The following is a 21,414-nucleotide window of genomic DNA, read 5'->3' as shown; positions in this document are numbered from 1 at the left end:
TTGTTCCGTCAGGACTTCAGCCCTTGGCTGCGAGATGTTTCTCCAGCCAGTGGATGTCGTAATCGCCATTGGCGATGTCAATGTTGCCGACGAGTTCGCGGAACAGGGGCAGCGTCGTGTTGATGCCGTCGACAACGAATTCGTCGAGCGCGCGGCGCAGGCGCATCATGCATTCGACCCGATTGCGCCCGTGCACGATCAGCTTGCCGATCAGGCTGTCGTAATAGGGCGGGATCTTGTAGCCCGAATAGACCGCCGAATCGACGCGGATGCCCAGCCCGCCGGGCGTGTGGAAATGCGTCACGGTCCCGGGCGAAGGCGTGAAGGTACGCGGGTCCTCGGCATTGATGCGACACTCGATGGCATGGCCCTCGAAGCTGACATCTTGCTGGCGCACCGAAAGGCCGCCGCCCGACGCGATGCGGATCTGTTCATGCACGAGGTCGATGCCGGTGATCGCTTCGGTCACCGGATGCTCGACCTGCAGGCGCGTGTTCATCTCGATGAAGTAGAACTCGCCATCCTCGTAGAGGAACTCGATCGTGCCGGCGCCCGAATAGCCGAGATCGGCAACCGCCTTGGAACAGATCTCGCCGATGCGCTGGCGCTCGGAGGCGTTGAGGGCGGGCGAGAAGGCCTCTTCCCACACCTTCTGGTGGCGCCGCTGCAGCGAGCAGTCGCGCTCGCCGAGATGAATGGCCTGGCCCTCGCCGTCGCCCATCACCTGGATCTCGATGTGGCGCGGCTTGGACAGGTATTTCTCGATATAGACCGCGTCGTCACCGAAGGCAGCGCCGGCTTCGGAACGTGCCGTGCCGAGCGCGACGCGCATCTCCTCTTCGGAGCGGGCCACCTTCATGCCGCGACCGCCGCCGCCGGCTGCCGCCTTCACGATGACGGGATACCCGATCTCCGCGGCGATCTTCAGCGCCTCGCTTTCCTCGGTAACGGCGCCTTCCGACCCCGGCACCACGGGGATGCCGAGGCGCTTGGCCGTCTTCTTGGCCTCGATCTTATCGCCCATGATACGGATGTGCTGGGCGCGCGGACCGATGAAGGTGATGTCGTGGGCTTCCAGGATTTCGGCGAACTTGGCGTTCTCCGACAGGAAACCGTAGCCCGGATGGATGGCGTCGGCGCCGGTGATCTCGCAGGCCGCCACGATCTGGTGGATGTTGAGATAGCTGTCGCGCGAGGCGGGGGGGCCGATGCAGACGCTCTCGTCGGCGAGCCTGACATGCATGGCCTCGGCATCGGCGGTCGAATGCACGGCCACCGTCTTGATGCCGAGCTCGCGTGCGGCGCGCAGGACGCGCAGCGCGATTTCACCGCGATTGGCAATGAGGATTTTCTGAAACATCGATTGCCCCGATCCCTATTCGATGACCACCAGCGGCTCGCCGAATTCGACGGGCTGGGCGTCCTCGCACAGGATCGCGGTCACGGTGCCGGAGCGCGGGGAGGGGATCTGGTTCATCGTCTTCATCGCTTCGATGATGAGCAGCGTCTGGCCTTCCTTGACGCTCTGGCCCACCTCGATGAACGGCTTGGCATCGGGAGACGGGGCCAGGTAGGCCGTGCCCACCATCGGCGAGGGCACGGTGTTGCGCGCCCTGTCGGAAGCGGCAGCCGTCTCGGCGGCGGCTGCCGGCTGAACGGACGCGCTGGCGGGCGCCGCTGCAGGTGGCGGGGCGTAGTGGACGGGTCCGCCGGAAGACTGCCGCGACACGCGGATGCGCATCGCATCCTGCTCGACCTCGATCTCGGTCAGGTTGGTCTCGTCGAGAATATGCGCGAGGTCGCGGATGAGCTGCTGGTCGACGGCGGGTTTCTTGCTTGTCATGGGTAGGTCTGTCCCTATCGCTCCTGCGCCTCGTCCGAGGCCGAAAATGCTTGCAGCGCCATGGCGTAGCCCTGCGGACCGAGACCGCAGATCATGCCGGCGGCGGCCGGCGCGATCATCGATCTGTGGCGGAAGGTCTCGCGCGCATGGATGTTGGAGATGTGCACTTCCACGACCTTGAGCGGCGCGACGGCGCGAATGGCGTCGTGGAGGGCAATCGACGTGTGGCCATAGGCACCCGGATTGATGACGATGCCGGCGGATTTCTCGCCCGCTTCCTGAACCCAGTCCACCAGAACACCCTCATGGTTGGTCTGGCGGAAATCGATCGTCAGGCCGATTTTCTCGCCGGCGCGCCGGCAGAGCTGCTCGATACCGTCCAGCGTCGTGTTCCCATAGGTCTGCGGCTCACGCTTGCCGAGCATGTTCAGGTTGGGGCCGTTCAGGACGTAGACCGGTTTTGCCATTCAATATATCCAGGGCCGGGGCCGTGTCGTGCAGCACCCTCTATAGTCTGCATGGCGCGCAACGCAATGGCTTGGCACCTGCCTGACGGCTGTTCGAGGGCCGCAATTCACTGGAAACGACCCCCTTGGCCGCTACTGGGTGGCGGAGCGCGCCTCCTCGACCCGATCGAACAGGACGCTCGCGCCCTGGGCGCCAAACACGACGTCTTCGCCGATCACATAGGAGGGGGTGCCGGTAATCGAAAGCCGGTTGGCCAGCGTGTAGGTGCGCTCGAAAGCGTCGCCGAGCGAGGGGTCCTGCATGGCCTGGCGCAGCTCGGCCTCATCGGCTCCGTTCTGGAGCGCGACGCGGATCGCGGCGGCTTCGTTGGCGCGCCCGTCGATGCTCATCAGCTGGCGGTGGAAATCGGCGTAGTTCTCCGGATGAAGCGAGTTGAAAGCCTTGGACACGACATGAGCGGCCTGAGAATCCGGTCCGAGGATCGGAAATTCCTTGAGCACGAAGCGCACATTGGGATCGGCGGCGATGACCGCGTCCATGTCTTCCATCGCGCGTTTGCAGAAACCGCAATTGTAATCGAAGAATTCCACGATCGTCACGTCGCCCTCAGGGTTGCCGATGACACCGTCGAGAGACGCGTTGAAGATGTCGCCGCTCAGCTGGGAAATGGCGTTACGGGCAGCGGTCGTGCGGTTCTCCTGCTCGCGCGCCTCCAGCGCGGACTGGACGTCGAGCATGACTTCGGGATTGTTGATGAGAAAGTCGTAGACGATCGCCTCGACGCCCTCGCGATCGATCTGGCCGCTGCGCTCCAGCGCCATCGGCGCCGGGCCGACCGCGGCGGTGTCGCCTCTGCCCGCCATGAAGCCCATGCCCAGCATGATGGCGGAGATGACCAGCCCCACGACGCCGACCGCAATTGCCTTGCCCATGTATTTGTACCCTGATTGCCGCTCCGACGCCGTCAGCGGCCCGGTTCGCGGAAGTTGATGATGTCCTGTGCCCTGACCCAGCCGGGCGAGCCGTTCGCCAGTCGCTGCTGGGCGCGGGCGGCGAAGATTTTCGCGTCGCGAATGGCGCCGCGATGGAAGTGGCTCTCGGCGGTGGCAAGCTCGGCCTGCGCCACCTCGCCCTGCATGCCATAGGCCTGGGCAAGCGATTCCCAGCCGCTGGCGAATTCCGGCGCCGCATCGAGGCCCGCCCGCAATTCGCGCACCGCGCGGGCAAGCGCGTCAGGCGTGCCGATGGCAACCAGGGCCTGGCCCAGCCCGACCCGCATCAGCCCGCTGTTGCCGCGCACGTTCTGCACCGCGCGCGACAGCGAATCGATCGCCTCCGTCGGCCTGTTGGCGCGGATGAGCGCCTGGCCCCGAAGCTCGTGGAAATAGGGATTGCCGGGCTGCTGGGCGATCAGCGCGTCGATCTTGGAGATGGCCTGCGCGGGATTGCCGTACAGATAGGTCTGGATCGCGTCGCCATAAGCCGCCGGCAGGCTGCGGATATTGTCGCGGAACATGCGCTGGACCGCACCATGGCCCATCGTGTAGGCGGCAATCTTGGCACGCGCCATGTCGTGGCGCAGCTGCAGCTCCGGCGGATCCGTACGCTCGTAGTAGCGGCTTGCGCGCACGAGATCCTGAAGGGCGACGATGCGCTCGCGTGGGGCGGGATGGCTCTGCTGGTAGGGATCGACACGTGCCCCCGAAAGGGCCAGCGCTCCCGAGAAGCGCTCGAAGGTGCGCAGCATGCCGCGCCCCGACTGGCCGGTGCGCTCCAGATAGGTGATGGCCGACCGGTCGGCGGTCGTCTCTTCGCTGCGCTGGTAGGAGAGGAAGCCGCGCCGCGCCATCTCGCCGCCGCCGATCGCGATGCCCGCGCCCGCCTGGGCAAGTCCGCCCGATCCGGTGGCAGCCCCCGCGACGCCCGCGCCCATGCCCAGCAGAGCCGCGACCACGGCCATCGTCTCGGCGCGCGAGAGCTGCTCGCGCAGACGCTCCTGATGGCCGCCGGCCAGGTGTCCCGCCTCATGCGCGATGACGCCGATGATCTCGTTGGGTGTCTCGGCGGCCGCCAGCGCGCCGGTGTGGATGAACATGCGCCGCCCGGCGACGAAGGCATTGAATGAATTGTTGTTGACGAGGATGATCTCGACGCCCGAGCGCGTCAGCCCGGCGGCCTCGAGGATCGGGCGCGTATAGTCGCGGACCAGGGCTTCGATCTCGGTATCGCGCACCACCGGAATGGAACGCTGCTGCGCCTCGGCTGGGGCCGGGAGCAGGCAGAGGCTGGCCGCGAGGCAGGCAAGGCCGGCGCGGCGCAGCAGCCCCTCGATCATGCTCGTCCCGGTTTTCGCTTTCGTCATGACACGCACCTCGTATCTGACGGCCCAGCACTTGAAAAGTGCGCGGCGGAGCCTTTCAGTAACTTGTGATCCCCATAGCAATCGGGCATTTGTGCGGCGGGGCGGGGCCCCGCGGCAGGTCCACCGGAGCATTCATGACAGCTTTTCTCTCGCGGCGCGGCGCGGTCGAACCGTTCCACGCCATGGATGTGCTTGCCGAAGCCAACCGGCTGCGCGCGGCGGGCCGGGACATCGTCTCCATGGCGGTCGGCCAGCCTGGCGATGCGGCACCCGTTCCCGTGCGCCGCGCGGCCGAAGTGGCGCTGGCCGCAGGCAGCATTGGCTATACCGACGCGCTCGGCATTCTCGAACTGCGCCAGGCAATCGCGGGCCACTATGCAACGCATTACGGTCTGGAGGTCCCCGTTTCGCGCATCGCGGTGACGACCGGCTCGTCGGCCGGCTTCAATCTGGCCTTTCTCGGCATGTTCGAGGCCGGCGACCGGGTGGCGATCACCGTTCCCGGCTATCCCGCCTACCGCAACATCCTGAGCGCGCTCGGGCTCGACGTCGTCGAGATCGGCCATCCGGGCGAGGGGCACCTGACGGCCGCTCATCTGCTCGCCGCCCATGCCCAGAAGCCGCTCAAGGGGGTGCTTTTCGCCAGTCCCGCCAATCCGACCGGCGCCACGATCCCCGCCGACGATCTGCGCGAACTTGTGGAGACGGCGCGCGAAAACGGCATCGCGGTCATCTCCGACGAGATTTACCACCGGCTGAACTATGTGGCGCCCGATGTCAGCGCGCTGTCCTTCGGGCAGGATGTCGTGGTCATCAATTCTTTCTCCAAATATTACTGCATGACCGGCTGGCGCGTCGGCTGGATGGTGTTGCCCGAATGGCTGGTGCGCCAGGTCGAGAGGCTGCAGCAGAGCCTCTACATCTCGGCGCCGGAACTGTCGCAACGCGCGGCGGTCGCCGCCTTTTCGGCCGACGAGGAGCTGTCGGCGGTGCGCGGACGCTACGAGGCGAACCGGGCGCTGCTGATGGATCGCCTGCCACGCCTTGGCCTGCCGCTGGCTGCGCCCATGGACGGCGCCTTCTACGCCTATTGCGACGTGTCGGCCCACAGCAACGACAGCATGGAGTTCGCCTGGCGGATGCTCGCCGAGGCAGGTGTCGCGGCGACGCCTGGGCGCGACTTCGATCCCTTCGACGGCGCGCGCTACATGCGCTTTTCCTACGCGGGATCGCCGCAGGACGTCGAGACAGCGCTGGCGCGTCTGAAGGAATGGCTGAAAGCGTGAATCGGAATGCGAAGAAGCCGGGACAAGTCCCGGCTTCGATTCGTCTTTTCTAGTCCAGATCGGCGACCGGCTCGGCCGCGCCCTCGATCTTCTGCGACAGCGAGGCCTCCATGAAGCCGTCGAGATCGCCGTCCAGCACGTTTTGCGGGCTGGTGTTCTCGACGCCCGTGCGCAGGTCCTTCACGAGCTGGTAGGGCTGCAGCACGTAGGAGCGGATCTGGTGGCCCCAGCCGATGTCGGTCTTCGACGAGGCGGTCGCGTTGGCGGCTTCCTCGCGGCGCTGCAGTTCGGCCTCGTAGAGCCGCGCGCGCAGCATGTCCCAGGCCTTGGCACGGTTCTTGTGCTGCGAGCGCTCCTGCTGGCAGGCCACCACTATGCCTGACGGGATATGCGTGATGCGCACGGCCGAATCGGTCGTGTTGACGTGCTGGCCGCCCGCGCCCGAGGCACGGTAGGTGTCGATGCGCACGTCGGCTTCCGACACGTCGATCTCGATCGAATCGTCGATGACGGGATAGACCCAGACGCTGGCAAAAGACGTGTGACGGCGCGCATTGGAATCGAAGGGCGAGATGCGCACCAGTCGGTGCACGCCCGATTCCGTCTTCAGCCATCCATAGGCATTATGGCCCTTAATGTGGATCGTGGCCGACTTGATGCCGGCTTCTTCGCCATCGTGGAGCTCCAGGACCTCGACCTTCATGCCGCGCTTCTCGGCCCAGCGCGTGTACATGCGCAAGAGCATGTTGGCCCAGTCCTGGCTCTCCGTGCCGCCGGCACCGGCGTGGACTTCCAAATAGCTGTCGTTGGAATCGGCCTCGCCCGAAAGGAGCGTCTGGATCTGGCGCTGCGCGATCTCGCCCTTGAGCGAGCGGATGGCCGTCTCGGCTTCGGCGACCACGGACTGGTCGCCTTCCTCCTCGCCGAGCTCGATCAGGCCGACATTGTCGTCAAGCGCCTGTTCGAGCCCGCGGATCGCCTTGACATTGTCTTCCAGCGACTGGCGCTCGCGCATCAGCTTCTGGGCTTCGGCGGGATCGTTCCAGAGGTCGGGATTCTCGGCTTCAGCGTTCAGGTAATCGAGCCGCTTGAGTGCCTGATCCCAGTCAAAGATGCCTCCTCAGCAGGCTTATGGCCTGCTTGATTTCGTCGACAAGCATTTCCGTCTCTGCGCGCATGGCAGTCACAATCCATCGGTGCAATTGGAAGAACGGCGCGGACCATATTGAGGCCCGCGCCGGGTGTAAAGGCAGGCCGGATCAGTAAAGGCCGCCGCCGGATCCCGACAGGATGGCATCGCTGGCCTGGGGCGAGATCTCTCTCGCGCGCTCCTCGTTTTCGAGCGAACCGAGGCCGATGACCCAGTAGCTGTCGGCAGGCCCCGTGCCCGGCTTGAAGGTTTCCATGATCACGCCTTCCTCGCCCTGGCCGGCGCGCATGCCGGTGGTCCGGTTGATGGCGATGCGGTTCATGCCGTCCGGCACGCGGAAGGCGACGGGTTCCTTGCCTTCCAGAACTTCGGCCATGAACTCCTTGAAGATCGGTGCGGCAAGCCCGCCGCCGGTCGCGCCATTGCCCAGCGAGCGCGGCTGATCGAAACCGAGATAGAGGCCGACCACGAGATCGGGCGTGTAGCCGACGAACCAGACGTCGCGGGCGTCGTTGGTCGTGCCCGTCTTGCCGGCGATCGGGTGACCGAGTTCGGCAAGCGTGGTGGCGGTACCGCGCTGCACGACACCTTCCATCATCGAGGTGATCTGGTAGGCCGTCATCGGATCGAGCACCTGGTCGCGTTCGTCGATCAGCTCCGGCAGGGCCTGGCCGTCCCAGCCATTGGCGTTGCAGCCGTGGCAGAGCCGTTCGTCGTGCCGGTAGACGGTCTTGCCGTAGCGGTCCTGGATGCGGTCGATCAGCGAGGGCGTGATGTGACGCCCACCATTGGCCATGATCGAATAGGCCGACACCATGCGCATTACCGTGGTCTCGCCCGAGCCGAGCGAGTTGGCCAGCGCCGGCAGCATGCGGTCGTAGACGCCGAAACGCTCGGCATATTCGGCCACGAGATTCATGCCCATGTCGTTTGCAAGCCGCACCGTCATCAGGTTGCGCGAGCGTTCGATGCCGGCGCGCAGCGTCGAGGGGCCGGCGAAGCCACCGCCATAGTTGCGCGGCTCCCATACCTGGTTTCCGATGCGGATGGTGATGGGCGCATCGTCGACCACGGAGGCCGGCGTGTAGCCATTGTCGAGTGCCGCGGCATAGAGGATCGGCTTGAAGGAGGAACCGGGCTGGCGGAAGGCCTGCGTGGCGCGGTTGAACTGCGACTGCGCGAAGGAGAAGCCGCCCACCATGGCCAGAACGCGACCGGTATGGGGATCCATCGCTACCATGCCGCCCGAGACCTGCGGAATCTGGCGCAGCTGGTAGCCTTCGCCATCGTCCTTGGCTTCGACAAAGACGACGTCGCCCGGTTCAAGCACTTCGGCCGGCGAATTGGCGCGTACGCGCTGTCCGTTGACGGTGTGGCGCAGCGCCCATTCCATGTCGTCGGTGGCGACCGTGACGGTCTCGCGCGCCTCGACCAGTTCGCCGGAGGCCTGGCGTTCCGGCTGGAGGCCGAGCGTCAGGCCGCTGGAGGAAGCTTCCAGTACCACCGCCAGGCGCCATTCGGGGACGTCGGAGAGACCGCGGATCTCGCCCAGCGGCACGCCCCAGTCGCCCGAGGCGTCGATCGTCTCCACCGGCCCGCGGAAGCCGCGCAGCGTGTCGTACCGCAGGAAGCCGTTATGGAGCGCGCTGCGCGCCTTGAGCTGCATGTCGGGGTCGAGCGTGGTGCGCACGGACAGGCCACCGCCATAGAGCGCGTCCTCGCCATAGCGGGCGATGAGTTCGCGGCGGACGTCTTCGGTGAAATACTCGCCCGCGAAGAGATAGGTGCCCGTGCGACGCGGGGAGACCTCGAGCGGCAGGGCCTGTGCCTTGGCCGCCTCGTCGGGCTCCACATAACCGTTTGCCACCATCTGGTCGATGACCCAGTTGCGGCGCTCGATGGCGCGGTCGGTGTGGCGGAAGGGATGGTAGTTGGACGGACCACGGGGAAGGGCGGCCAGATAGGCGGCCTCGGCCAGGGTCAGCTCGTTCACCGATTTGTCGAAATAGGTGAGCGCCGCGCCGGCGATTCCGTAGGCGCCAAGTCCGAAGAAGATCTCGTTGAGATAGAGCTCGAGGATGCGGTCCTTGGAATAGGCGTTCTCGATGCGGAACGAGAGGATCATCTCCCGAACCTTGCGGTCGTAGGTCACGCTCGAATCGAGCAGGAAGTTCTTGGCGACCTGCTGCGTGATGGTCGAGGCGCCGACCGGCCTGCGGCCCGAACCGAAATTCTGCACGTTGGTGACGATCGCGCGAACGTTGCTCAGCACGTCGATGCCGGGATGGGTATAGAAGTTCTTGTCCTCGGCCGAAAGGAACGCCGCCTTCACGCGGTCGGGAATGGCCTGCACGGGAAGATAGAGGCGCCTTTCGCGCGCGAACTCTGCCATCAGCGCGCCATCGGCAGCATGCACGCGGGTCGTCACGGGCGGCTCGTAGTTCGCGAGCACCTCGTAATCAGGCAGATCCTTCGAGACCTCGTTTATGTAGAGGACGACGCCTGCCGCTGCGACGAGCGCCAGCACGGTACCGATCCCGAAGAAATATCCGATGAGACGTAGCATTCCCGCTCCAGTTCATGCGCGAGTGTCGGGGCATATAAGCCGCTCGCGGATAAGGCGCAATCGCCGGTACCCGCCCGCGCTTGCTGTTCACACGCACCTCGTGAAACGCTGTTATGGACAAATTGCGGCGGCGAGACCCTTTGCCGATTCCGACGCCGAATTAAACCATGAACTGTTGTCGGCTTGCAACGCGCCCCGGCCGCCACCGGCGGTCCGGATCAGCCATCGGAGCCGTTGCGACCCTGTGAGAAAGCCTTGATGGCGGTCAACACGCTGTCGATCGCGCCGGCCCGCCATTCGGCGTCGCGAAGCTGCTCCTCATCCTGCGGATTGGAGAGATAGCCCAGCTCCAGCAGCACCGAGGGCACGTCGGGCGCCCGCAGCACCTTGAAGCCCGCGAAACGGTGCGGGTTGTTGATGAGATCGATCTGCTGCGACAGCTTGCCGACGAGCGTGCGGGCGAATCGCATCGAGAAGCGCTGTGTCTCGCGCCGCACCAGGTCGACCAGAATGTCGGCGACGTCGTCCTTGCTTTCGGCCACCTCGATCCCGGCAATGGCATCGGAAAGGTTCTCGCGGATGGCGGTAGCCGCCGATTCGGCATCCGAGGGGCGGTCGGAGATGGTGTAGACGGTGGCGCCGCGCACGCCGCTCTGCCGGTAGGAATCGGCATGAATGGAGATGAAGAGATCCGCCTCGTGCTGGCGCGCGATTCGCACCCGCTCGTCCAGCGTGAGGAATAGGTCGCGGTCCCGCGTCAGGAAGATCTGGTACCCGTCAAGCTGCTGCAGGGCGGCGCGCAGTTCGAGCGCGAAAGCCAGCGTGATCATCTTTTCCTGAGTGCCCTTCGTGCCCGCCGCGCCGCTGTCGATGCCGCCATGGCCGGGATCGAGCACGATGACGAAGGGACGGCCCTCCCGGTCGACGGCGCCGCCGCCAAGCCGGTCGGTCTTGGGGGTCGACTGGGTGGATCCGGTGGTGGCGATCTGCTCGGCGAGCGCTTCCTCGAATTCGCGGTCGGACGAGGCGAGCAGGTCCACCACGAGCCGGTGGCCCGGCGAATCGCTGTTCTCCATCACCTCGATATGGTCGACCGTGAAGGGCCCCTCGGACGAGATGATGATCCGCGACGTGCCCGGACCAAGTCGGCCGTGCTGGAAACGCGAGACGAGGCCGCGCGGCTGAACCTGATCCGATTCGATATCGAATTCGGTCTCCGGCAGGTCGATGACGAGGCGATGGGGATTCCTGAGGAGGAACCAGCGCGGTGTCGGCTCGGAATCGAATCGCAGCAGAAGACGCGCTCGGGTCGCGTCGCCGGCAATCCTCAGTTCCTGTGCGACAAGCTGCGAACCACCCTCGGCGGAAGCGGCAGGAACCGCGGCAAGCGTCAGCATGGCCGCGACCACCAGCACAAGACGGCGCAAAACGTCGCGCGGGGCGCCGCTCACGGTCGGTGTGCTGGATCTGTGGCCCGTCATGGACATGCCGGCATTCACCCCGTCGATGCGTTTATTCTTGCCGCCCGGCTGGAACAGGTAGCCCGGCTTTGGTTAACCGAACCTTTCCGCGCCACCCCTTGCAAGCGCGCACTTCGGTGGTGACCTTATTCAGGGTTGCCATGCATTGCGTCAAATCATAAAAGCGAGGCAGGACCGCTGCAATGCAGGCAAGGTCCGATCGTACCCGGAAACCCTTCGCGCAAGTCGCTTAAGCTCCAGGATGTCATGACGATCGGGCCTAGATGGGCAGCGATCCCCAGGAGTTTCTTCAAGGCGTTTCCGGTGACGCGGAACCCTTCGTATGAGGAAAGAGGCGGGGAGTGGCATCTCGCGCCGGCTCGGTTACCGAGCAATCAGTCGGTCCGGCATGGCCGGGCCAGGTTCAATTGGTTTCGCAAGGGCATTCATGGATCTCCATGTGGTCAGTCGAAAGCCCCAACCGCTCCGCGCCACATTGGCTGCGGTCCCTCGGGCCATGACGTATCGCTCCCTTGCGGACATTTCATTGTCCGGCGCCCGCAGTGCGCCAGGTCCTCGACGCGTATCCGCGTCCCTGTCCTGGTCTGTCCGCGCCGGGGAGACAACGCATAATGCCCAACAAAATGCTCATAGACGCCTCCCACCAGGAGGAAACACGGGTCGTCGTCGTTCGCGGCAACCGGATTGAAGAATTCGATTTCGAATCACAGGACAAGAAGCAGCTTCGCGGCAATATATATCTCGCCCGCGTAACGCGGGTGGAGCCGTCGCTCCAGGCGGCCTTCGTCGAATATGGCGGCAATCGCCACGGCTTCCTGGCCTTTTCCGAAATCCACCCCGACTACTACCAGATCCCCGTCGCCGATCGGCAGGAACTGCTTCGCGCGGAAGCCGAAGCGGCTGCCGCCGACGACGATGACGGCGACGACGAGAACGGCCGCGGCCGCAAGCGCCGTCGCGGCAAGGGACGCGGCTCGCGCGATCAGTCGGAAAAGGCAGCTTCGGCGGAAGGTGACGACACCGTCTCCGAAGACGCCGACGATGACGGCGAGACCGATAATGGTCACGACGACGGCCACGACAATGGCAACGGCTCCGACGACGACGAGGTCGAGAATGTTGGGGCGGAGGACGCGCTGGAAGAAGCCCAGACGCGCCGCAAGCCGCAGCGCAAGCACTACAAGATCCAGGAGGTCATCAAGCGCCGCCAGATCCTGCTCGTGCAGGTCGTCAAGGAAGAGCGCGGCAACAAGGGTGCCGCGCTGACCACCTATCTGTCGCTGGCCGGCCGCTATTCCGTGCTGATGCCCAACACGGCGCGCGGTGGCGGCATTTCGCGCAAGATCACCGCGATCCAGGACCGCAAGCGCCTCAAGGATATCGTCAAGGATCTCGAAGTGCCGCAGGGCATGGGCGTCATCCTGCGCACCGCAGGCCAGACCCGCACCAAGGCCGAAATCAAGCGCGACTACGAATATCTGATGCGCATGTGGGAGACGGTGCGCAATCTGACGCTCGAATCCTCGGCCCCGGCGCTGGTTTATGAGGAAGGCAGCCTCATCAAGCGTTCCGTGCGCGATCTCTACAACAAGGACATCGAGGCGATCATGGTCGCCGGCGAGGAGGGCTATCGCGAGGCCAAGGACTTCATGCGCCTCCTGATGCCGAGCCATGCCAAGATGGTCCAGCCCTATCGCGACAAGGTGCCGATCTTCGCGCGCAACGGCATCGAGGCCCAGCTCGACAAGATGCTGCATCCTCAGGTGACGCTGAAATCCGGCGGCTACATCATCATCAACCAGACCGAGGCGCTCGTCGCCATCGACGTCAACTCCGGACGCTCCACCAAGGAGCATTCGATCGAGGACACGGCGCTTCAGACCAACCTGGAGGCGGCCGAGGAGGTCGCTCGCCAGCTCCGCCTGCGCGACCTTGCCGGTCTCATCGTGATCGATTTCATCGACATGGAGGAGAACCGCAACAACCGCGCGGTCGAGAAGAAGCTCAAGGATTGCCTGAAGAACGACCGCGCCCGCATCCAGGTCGGCCGTATCTCGCATTTCGGATTGCTGGAGATGTCGCGCCAGCGCATCCGCGCCAGCGTTCTGGAAAGCACCATGCAGCCGTGCCCGCATTGCGGCGGCACCGGCCACATCCGCTCCGAATCCTCCGTCGCGCTGCTCGTCATCCGCGCCATCGAGGAATATCTGCTGAAGGATGCGCGCAACGACATCATCGTGCACACGCCGGCTTCGACCGCGCTCTACATCCTCAACCACAAGCGCTCCACCCTGGTCGAGCTGGAAGCCCGTTTCGGCCCCAGCATCACCATCGAGGCCGATGACGGCGTGGGTGGCCAGCATTACGTGATCCACAAGGGCGAGATCTCCACGCGCGTCGTGGTCGACACGCCGAGCTGGGTGGACGAGATCGAGGAAGAGCCATTCGTCGCGGAAGAAGAGCCGGAGGACGACGACGTCGAGAGCGAGGTTCAGGCCGCTGACGAAAGCCAGCCCGAAGCCGATCGCGAGGACGGCCAGTCGCGCAAGCGCCGTCGCCGCCGCCGCCGTCGGGGCGGGCGCGACCGCGACGACCAGCCTTCCGAGGCCAGGCAGGTCGCTGACGCCGCGGGCGATCTCGACAACGGGACGCTGGCCGACGAAGACGATGATGATGGCGACGATGCCGAGCAGGCCGAACAGGCCTCCGCCGATGGTCAGGACGATGGCGACAAGCCGCGCAAGCGGCGCCGGGGTCGTCGTGGCGGGCGTCGCAACCGCCGCGATCAGGACGCGCAGGCCGCCGTCGAGGGCCAGGATTCGCCCTCGGGCGACGATGACGGTGTCAGCGGGGAGGATGCGGTTCACGAGGTGACCGGCGAGGCCGACACCGCGCAGGACTTCTCCGCCCAGCGGGCCGTCGAAGAAACCGCCTTGCCCGATCCCACTCCCGCCGCGGAAGGGGCGCTTGCCGAGCCCGAGGCCGAGGAGAAGCCCAAGCGCAAGCGCACCTCGCGCCGCAAGAAGACGGATGACGAGGCCGCACCGGCCGAAGCCGTCACTGCCGAGGCGAACACGGAGGTGGTTCAGGCCGCGCCGGAGGCCGAGGAGAAGCCCAAGCGCAAGCGCGCACCGCGGCGCAAGAAGGTCGAACCGGAGGCCGAGCAGGATGCAGGTGCACCCGCGGAAGCCGTATCCGAGCCTGCGCCGGAAGCCGACCAGACACCGGAACCCGCCGTCCAGCCTGCGCCCGAGCCCGAGCCCGAAGCCGCTCCTGAGCCGGCCCAAAAGGCCCCGCCCGAGCCGGTGGTCGTTTCAGGCGATACGGAGGAGCCCGTCGAGCCCGAGAAACGGCGCAGCGGCTGGTGGCAGCGGCGCAGCCTCTTCTGATCGCCGGACCTGTAGGCTGAACGACAAAAAACCCGGCGCCCAGGCGCCGGGTTTTTTCATGCGGGGAGATACCGGACCGAAAAAGTCAGAGCAGTTCGGCGACCTTGCGCCCGGCGCGCAGGAAAGGGCGGGGGTCGACCGCACTGCCGCCACGTCGAACCTCGAAATGCAGGTGGGGGCCCGTCGAACGGCCGGTTGAACCGACTTTCCCGATGATCGCGCCGGGCTCGATCCTGTCACCTTCGTGGACGGAAATCCGGCTCATATGCGCATATCTTGTGGTGAGCCCGTTTCCGTGGTCGATCTCGACCATGCGGCCATAACCGCCGTTCCAGCCCGCGCTGATGACGGTGCCGGCTCCCGCGCTCAGAATCGGGGCGCCGGGCGGGGCCCGGAAATCGATGCCGGAATGATGCGCCAGCCGGCCGATGAACGGGTCGCGACGCGGCCCGAAATTGCTGGAGATGGAATGGCCGGGCGCTGGATTGGCGATCGGCGCGGTGCGCGCGAGCCGCTTGATCGCTTCGAGGTTTTCGAGCGCCTGGTCGAGGTCGCGGACCCTTTCGTCGAAGACCGAGGAGCCGCTGATGGGGATGAGGGGCCCACCGGTTGCGTTGCTTTCGGGGCCGGTCGCCGACTTCAGGCCGATGCTCTCCAGCGCATCGGCGACCTGCTCGACCGTCTGCCAGACATTGGTGGCCAGAGCCCCGATGCCCTGAAACTGCTCGGTTTCGATTTCTTCCAGCGACTCGGTGATCTCGACGAACAGCCGGTCCGATTCATGCGCATCGGCCGGAAGGGCAAACGGGTTGGCGCGAGCGGTTGGCCAGTAGGCGTTGCCGGCCGTCATTAACGGGGCGGCGCCCGGGATGCGAATCTCGAAACGCTCGCCACCTGACCGCAGTTCGGCTCGCTGGTCCGGACGCTCGGCCGGTGCGGGCATGGTTTCCGGCATGTCCGGCTCCTCGCCGGCCAGTCGGTCGATGATCGGCCCCAGACGACCCTGGCGGCGCGTGAGCTGGCTCTGGCGCTCGATGAGTTCGGAGAGCTTTGTCTCCATGAGATGCTGGTCGAGCAACTGGCGGCTGGTAATGCGGTCGACCTGCGCGCGCAGCATGGAAATGCGGTCCTCGTAGGCCTGCTGCATGCGGGCCTGGCGCGCATCGTTCGCCCCGATGAGGTCGTCGCGCAGGACGAGATAGGTGGTGGCCGACAGATAGCCGATCGCCATGGCGGCGATCACCGATCCCGCGAGCGCGGCGATCCATGGCCTGATGGTGAAATGGCGGATTTCGTCGCCGCGCGCGATGATGATGGTGTGCGGTTCGGTGCGCTTTCCGAAAACGCCTTTCCGCGGGGTATTCGTGACCAATTCCCACTCCCTGCCGGCCGTCGCTGAGGCAGGGTTGATTACACATGGTTAGGGTTAATAAAGCCTTTTGAGGGGCCTCGCGGTATCGCGGCGCGGGCCTGCGAGTCGGTACCGAGCCGGCGTCCTGGAACAGGAGCAGCAGCAGGATGATGATCGGAATCGGAATGCTCAGGAATTAGAGTTCAAGCCCACGCAACATCACGGTCTCCAAGAACAGTTAGCCAGGGGGACCGTAATGCGTCGCGGGCCTTGGAATTCCCGGTTTCAGAGCTTGCGGGCGGTCTCGAGCACCGCATCCGCATGGCCTGGCACCTTCACCTTGCGCCAGATTTCGGCAATATTGCCATCTGGGCCGATGAGGAATGTCGAGCGCTCGACGCCCATATATTTGCGGCCGTACATGCTCTTCTCCACCCACACCCCATAGGCCTCGAGAGTGGCCTTGGTTTCGTCGGCGGCAAGCGCCACGGACAATTCGTGTTTGGCCTTGAACTTGTCGTGGCTCTTCACGCTGTCGGGCGACAGGCCGATGAGCGCGATGCCGGCCGCGTCGAATTCCGGCTTGAGGCGGGAAAAGTCGATGGCCTCGGCGGTGCAGCCGCTGGTGTCGTCCTTCGGATAGAAGAAGAGAACGACCGGCTTGCCGGCATGGGCGGAGAGCGAGACGGTCGATCCGCCGTCGCCGGGAAGCTCGAAGTCGGGCGCCTGAGAGCCCGTCGATAGTTCTGCCATGATGCGACCCCGTTAATGGTTACTATAGAGCGCGACGGGATATATGATGGAGAACGGATTCGTCCATCAAGCCAGAGCGAAAAGATCGGGAGAGCGGTGCGAGAAGGGTCTGCTGCGCACGAGAAGGTTCGCTTCAGGCGCAACGATATAAGCGATCTCGACCGCCTGCCTTCGGCGGTCAGCGCTTCGCCGGTGCACTCGCCCCGCGTCGGGCGCAGGCGTCGGCGAAGGACGAGATTTTTCCTCTATCCCGTGGCGGCTCTTCTGGTGCTGGCGGCCGTTGCGGTTGCAGGGCTTTCCTTCTTCGGCGGCGAGACGCTGAGACAGCAGGCCGAACGCACGCTGTCGGCCCTCATGGACAGGCCGGTCTCCGTCCATATCGGGGCGACCGGACTGACGCTCGACGAAAACGCCCTTCTCGCCATACGCCTCGACGAGGCACGGGTGACCGACGAGGACCGGCAACTGGCTTTCCTGGAGGCAGGTGCCATCTCCTTCGCCATCCGCCCCTGGCCCTTGCTGGCCGGCCGGCTCGAACTCGGCAACGCGACCATATCAGATGCCCGGATCGACCTGACCGACGATGCGGCGCCAGGCTTCCTGTCGGACCTCATGGACGAGCGCGGCCTCATCGATACGGATCGTCTCGGTGAGGCGCTGTTCGCGCGGCTCCACGATCTGATCGACACGCTCGAGGGGCCGGCCACCGACCGGCTGCGGCTGCGCAATGTCGAGATGGTTCTGGTGCAGGGCGAGCCCAGCCTCACGGTTGAGCAGGCCAGCCTTCGGCGGACGGGCGCGCATGAGGTGGAAATCGAGGCCGCGCTCGTCTTCGACGGTCGCGAGATTCGCCTGTCGGGCAAGGCGAACCGGCCGGGCGACGGCCAGCCGATCGGAGAGTTCACCGTGAAGGCCGAGATGGACGCGGTCCCCGAGCCTGACCGGTCCGGGTTGTTTCGTGATCTCGGCGCGCTCGTGATCGGCATCAACGGGCGGGAGGGGGAGGCGGGTTCTGGTCGGGTAAATTTGACGCTTCGTGCCGCCGATGTGCTTTTTGCGGCGGGACGGCGGGAGGAGGCGCGCTTCGGCGTCTCGCTTGCCGGTTTCGTGGAGCCTGGTCTCGACAAGTTCGAGATCTCGCGGTTGAACGTCACCAATGGCCTCTCGGCTTGGCGATTTAACGGCGCGGTGGGGCCGGTACCGGCTGAAGCCGATGCCACACCGGGTTATCGCTTTGAACTGATCAGCGACGGCTCGCGCATCGCGCCGGAGGGCTCTCTGGAGCCGCCCCTCGATATACTGGCGAGCTTGACGGGACGTCTCAGTGCCGACGGCAAACAAATCGCAATCGATCAGTTCGCCGTTCGCATCCCGGATGGCGAGGTGAAGGGTAGCGCGCTGATCACCCTGGCGTCCGAGGGACGGTCGCCGGGCATCGAGATGGACCTGGTGGTGGCCGATTTCCCTGTCGGCAGTGCCAAGCAGCTCTGGCCCTGGCTCGCCGCCCATGGCGCGCGCGAATGGGCTCATCGAAATCTCTTCGGCGGACGCATAGTGCATGGCCGCGTCGACGTTTCGCTGGCCCCTGGCCGGTTGAACGACGGCGTTCCGCTCGTGGCCGGCGAAGTCACCGGCGCCTTCAATGTCGAGCGCGTGCGCTTCGATGTCGCGCGTCGCATGCCGGCCATACGCGACGGCGTGGGCAGTGTCGTGTTCGACGGCAGCTTGATCGACGTCGCGCTGGAATCCGGAACGGTCTACCTGGCCAGCGGCCGGACCGTTCAGGCGACCGGCGGCACCCTGCGCATCGATGCCGCGCCGGGAACGCCCCTTGTGGGCGCGCTCGACATCGACGTGTCGGGAGAGGCCGCGGCAATCCTCGAACTGGCGAGTCACGACCCGATCAACGCGGGCGATCACATTGATTTCGAGCCGGCCGATTTCGAGGGGTCCGTATCGGGCAAGATCGTGGCCGACATCCCGCTGGGAGAAGGCGTCCGGGTCGACGATCTGGAGTGGATGGTGGTGCTGGAGTATCGTGACCTCGATTTGGCCAGGCCCATACACGGCTTTCGTGTCAGCGAGGCGGCCGGTTCCATCCTTGTGGAGCCCGGCCGCGTGGTCATCGACGCCGAAACGCTGCTCGATGGCGTGCCGGCCACGGTCTACCTGGTCGAGCCGCTGGGCGGGGGCGGGGGAGAGTCGGTTCAGGAGGTCGCGCTTCGGCTCGACGATACGGCGCGCGACAGGTTCGTTCCCGGCCTCGCTGCCTTCCTTTCGGGCGCGGCGAGCGTGAAGATGCAGGGTGGCGGCGAGCGGCGCGAGATCGGCATCGATCTCAGCAATTCGCGCCTTACGGTCCCGTGGGCGGGCTGGGCGAAGGGCGCGGGCATCCCGGCCAAGGCGAGCTTCGTCATGGACACCAGCAACGCCAGCATGGTTCTCGACAATTTCGCGCTGGAAGGCGAGACCTTCGCGGTTCGTGGAAGGCTGGCCCTGCGCGACGGAGAACTGGAGGGCGCGCGGTTTCCCAATGTCCGCCTCAACCGCGGCGACGAGTTTTCCCTGGACATCGGGCGGGCCGGCGGCGGCTACAAGGTCGACATCACCGGACGCTCCCTCGATGCGCGCGCTCTCATCAAGCACCTCACCCAGGACGAGGAGCCGGGTGGCGAGGCGGTGGAGGGCGTTCCCGTCACCGTGGAGATGCGTATCGACAGGATCGATGGCTTCCACGACGAAAGCCTGCGCGACGTGCGGCTGAGCTACAGCGGCACGGGCAGCCTGGTGGACAACCTCGTCTTTTCCGCCATCACCTCGGGCGGTGCGCCGGTCTATTTCCGCCACGACACGGTAGGCGGCACGCGCAACGTGACCATGCAGTCCAACGATGCGGGGGCGGTGGTGCGCTTCCTCGACATCTACGAGAAGCTGGAAGGCGGCAGTATCGAACTGGCCATGAGCGGGCCGACCGACGGACCGTTGAGCGGGACGGTGGACGCGCGCGATTTCTGGATCGTCAACGAACCGCGCCTCGGCTCCATCGTCTCGACCGCTCCGGCCGGTGGCGATCGCTCGCTCAACCAGGCCCTGCGCAGCCAGATCGATGTCTCGCGTGTGCGTTTCGATCGCGGCTTTGCCGAACTCGGCAAGGGGCCGGGCTATCTTTCGGTCGAACGGGGCGTGCTGCGCAGCCCCAATATCGGAACCACCTTCCGCGGCATTCTATACGATGCCAATGGGCGCATGGACATGTCGGGGACCTTCATGCCGGCCTACGGGCTGAACCGACTTTTCGGCGAGATCCCGCTCGTCGGCCAGATCCTGGGCAATGGCCGTGATGGCGGCCTCATCGGCGTCACCTACCGCCTGGCGGGGGAGGCGGGCGAACCGCAACTGCAGATCAACCCGCTCTCCGTCGTCGCCCCCGGCATCTTCCGCTCTGTGTTCGAGTTCAACTGAGAACCCGCTTCTGCCTCAGGCCGGCCGCACCAGAACGTGCTTCTTGCGGCCGAGCGAGAGCTTGATGACGCCCTCGGCGGTCAGGTCGTCGCGTGACACGATGCGCCGGTCATCCTCGATGGTCTCGTCATTGACGCGCACCGCACCGCCCTTGACGTGGCGGCGCGCCTCGCCGTTGGAGGCGGCGAGCCCGGCGGCCACGAACAGCGACAGCACGCCGAGGCCGGCCTCGATCTCGGCCGCCGGCACCGTCACGGTCGGCAGCGTCTCGGCCAATGCGCCTTCCTCGAAGGTCTTGCGGGCCGTTTCGGCAGCCTGTTCGGCTGCCTCGCGCCCGTGCAGCATGGCGGTCACCTCTGTGGCCAATACCTTCTTGGCCTCGTTGATCTCCGAGCCGCCAAGCACCGCCAGCCGCGCGATCTCGTCCATCGGCATGGTCGTGTAGAGCTTCAGGAATCGCTCCACGTCGGCGTCCTCGGTGTTGCGCCAGTATTGCCAGAAATCATAGGCCGACAGCATGTCGGGGTTGAGCCAGACCGCCCCGTTCATCGACTTGCCCATCTTGGCACCCGACGAGGTCGTCAGAAGCGGCGAGGTCAGCGCGTAGAGTTGCGGCGTGTCCATGCGGTGGCCGAGATCGATGCCGTTGATGATATTGCCCCACTGGTCCGAGCCGCCCATCTGCAATCGCGTGCCGTAGCGCTTGTTCAGCTCCACGAAATCGTAGGCTTGAAGCACCATGTAGTTGAACTCGAGGAAGGACAACGATTGCTGCCTGTCGAGCCTCAGCTTCACGCTGTCGAAGGACAGCATGCGATTGACCGAAAAATGCGCGCCGACGTCGCGCAGGAACTCAAGATAGTTCAGCTTGCGCAGCCACTCGCCATTGTCGACCATCAGCGCGTCTCGCGGGCCTTCGCCGAATGTCAGGTAGTTGGTGAAGACCTGCTTGATGGAGGCGATGTTGTCGGCGATCGTCTCCAGCGTCATCAGCTTGCGCGCCTCGTCCTTAAAGGACGGATCGCCGACCATGCCGGTGCCGCCACCCATCAGCGCGATCGGGCGGTGACCGGTCTTCTGCATCCAGTGCAGCATCATGATCTGGATCAGGCCACCGGCGTGAAGACTGGGCGCCGTTGGATCGAAGCCGATATAGCCAGTCACGATCTCCTTGGCGAAAAGCTCGTCGAGGCCGGTCTCGTCGGACATCTGGTGGATGAAACCGCGCTCGGACAGGATGCGGAGGAAATCGGACTTGAAGGCGGACATCGCTTTTGTCTTTCGCGTGAAGGAAGAGGCGCGG

General features: G+C 65.4%; 14 protein-coding genes. 3 read left to right on the top strand and 11 right to left on the bottom strand.

Annotated features, from left to right (window positions below):
• Positions 1-16: 16 nt before the first annotated feature.
• From accC to GRZ55_RS11990, 5 genes are all read right to left on the bottom strand, one after another.
• Positions 17-1,360, bottom strand: coding sequence for an acetyl-CoA carboxylase biotin carboxylase subunit (gene accC, locus GRZ55_RS12010; RefSeq protein ID WP_169287170.1), 1,344 nt, complete (start codon positions 1,358-1,360; stop codon positions 17-19).
• A 15-nt stretch (positions 1,361-1,375) separates the two neighbouring features.
• The gene (accB, locus tag GRZ55_RS12005) at positions 1,376-1,843 is read right to left on the bottom strand and encodes an acetyl-CoA carboxylase biotin carboxyl carrier protein (protein WP_169287169.1); all 468 of its coding nucleotides are present in this window, start codon (positions 1,841-1,843) and stop codon (positions 1,376-1,378) included.
• A gap of 14 nt (positions 1,844-1,857) precedes the next feature.
• Positions 1,858-2,310 (bottom strand): type II 3-dehydroquinate dehydratase, encoded by a 453-nt coding sequence (aroQ, locus tag GRZ55_RS12000; protein WP_169287168.1) that lies wholly within the window; start codon positions 2,308-2,310, stop codon positions 1,858-1,860.
• A gap of 132 nt (positions 2,311-2,442) precedes the next feature.
• Positions 2,443-3,243 (bottom strand): DsbA family protein, encoded by an 801-nt coding sequence (locus GRZ55_RS11995; RefSeq protein WP_169287167.1) that lies wholly within the window; start codon positions 3,241-3,243, stop codon positions 2,443-2,445.
• 32 nt (positions 3,244-3,275) lie between these two features.
• Positions 3,276-4,673: a M48 family metalloprotease gene (locus tag GRZ55_RS11990; RefSeq protein WP_246734700.1), complete on the bottom strand. Its 1,398-nt coding sequence runs from the start codon at positions 4,671-4,673 to the stop codon at positions 3,276-3,278.
• A gap of 134 nt (positions 4,674-4,807) precedes the next feature.
• On the opposite strand from GRZ55_RS11990, the gene GRZ55_RS11985 reads away from it, so the two are divergent.
• The gene (locus GRZ55_RS11985; protein ID WP_169287166.1) at positions 4,808-5,959 is read left to right on the top strand and encodes a pyridoxal phosphate-dependent aminotransferase; all 1,152 of its coding nucleotides are present in this window, start codon (positions 4,808-4,810) and stop codon (positions 5,957-5,959) included.
• Positions 5,960-6,008: 49 nt separating this feature from the next.
• On the opposite strand, the gene prfB is transcribed toward GRZ55_RS11985, so the two are convergent.
• From prfB to GRZ55_RS11970, 3 genes are all read right to left on the bottom strand, one after another.
• Positions 6,009-7,137 (bottom strand): peptide chain release factor 2 gene (prfB, locus tag GRZ55_RS11980; protein ID WP_169287165.1). Its coding sequence is split into 2 segments (ribosomal slippage): positions 6,009-7,070 and positions 7,072-7,137, totalling 1,128 coding nucleotides; the frame shifts between segments, so codons are not numbered across the junction.
• Between the two features lie 81 nt (positions 7,138-7,218).
• Entirely contained in the window at positions 7,219-9,675 is a 2,457-nt protein-coding gene (locus GRZ55_RS11975; RefSeq protein WP_169287164.1) for a penicillin-binding protein 1A, read from the bottom strand.
• A gap of 218 nt (positions 9,676-9,893) precedes the next feature.
• A complete protein-coding gene (locus GRZ55_RS11970; protein WP_169287163.1) occupies positions 9,894-11,162 on the bottom strand; it encodes an N-acetylmuramoyl-L-alanine amidase in 1,269 nt (422 codons plus the stop codon).
• Positions 11,163-11,767: 605 nt separating this feature from the next.
• Between GRZ55_RS11970 and GRZ55_RS11965 the strand changes: the two genes are divergently transcribed.
• Positions 11,768-14,545, top strand: coding sequence for a ribonuclease E/G (locus GRZ55_RS11965; protein ID WP_169287162.1), 2,778 nt, complete (start codon positions 11,768-11,770; stop codon positions 14,543-14,545).
• 85 nt (positions 14,546-14,630) lie between these two features.
• Here GRZ55_RS11965 and GRZ55_RS11960 read toward each other — a convergent pair whose 3' ends face one another.
• Both GRZ55_RS11960 and GRZ55_RS11955 read right to left on the bottom strand, forming a co-directional pair.
• Positions 14,631-15,917 (bottom strand): M23 family metallopeptidase, encoded by a 1,287-nt coding sequence (locus tag GRZ55_RS11960; protein WP_169287161.1) that lies wholly within the window; start codon positions 15,915-15,917, stop codon positions 14,631-14,633.
• Positions 15,918-16,181: 264 nt separating this feature from the next.
• Positions 16,182-16,649: a peroxiredoxin gene (locus tag GRZ55_RS11955; protein ID WP_169287160.1), complete on the bottom strand. Its 468-nt coding sequence runs from the start codon at positions 16,647-16,649 to the stop codon at positions 16,182-16,184.
• Between the two features lie 96 nt (positions 16,650-16,745).
• Between GRZ55_RS11955 and GRZ55_RS23695 the strand changes: the two genes are divergently transcribed.
• A complete protein-coding gene (locus GRZ55_RS23695; RefSeq protein ID WP_169287159.1) occupies positions 16,746-20,111 on the top strand; it encodes a DUF3971 domain-containing protein in 3,366 nt (1,121 codons plus the stop codon).
• A gap of 15 nt (positions 20,112-20,126) precedes the next feature.
• On the opposite strand, the gene tyrS is transcribed toward GRZ55_RS23695, so the two are convergent.
• Positions 20,127-21,380 carry a tyrosine--tRNA ligase gene (tyrS, locus tag GRZ55_RS11945; protein WP_169287158.1) on the bottom strand — a complete coding sequence of 418 codons (1,254 nt, stop codon included), beginning with the start codon at positions 21,378-21,380 and terminating at the stop codon, positions 20,127-20,129.
• Positions 21,381-21,414 lie beyond the last annotated feature (34 nt).

Source organism: Chelativorans sp. ZYF759, assembly GCF_012911015.1.
Taxonomy (GTDB): Bacteria; Pseudomonadota; Alphaproteobacteria; order Rhizobiales; family Rhizobiaceae; genus ZYF759.
This window is presented reverse-complemented; position numbering and strand designations above follow the sequence as displayed.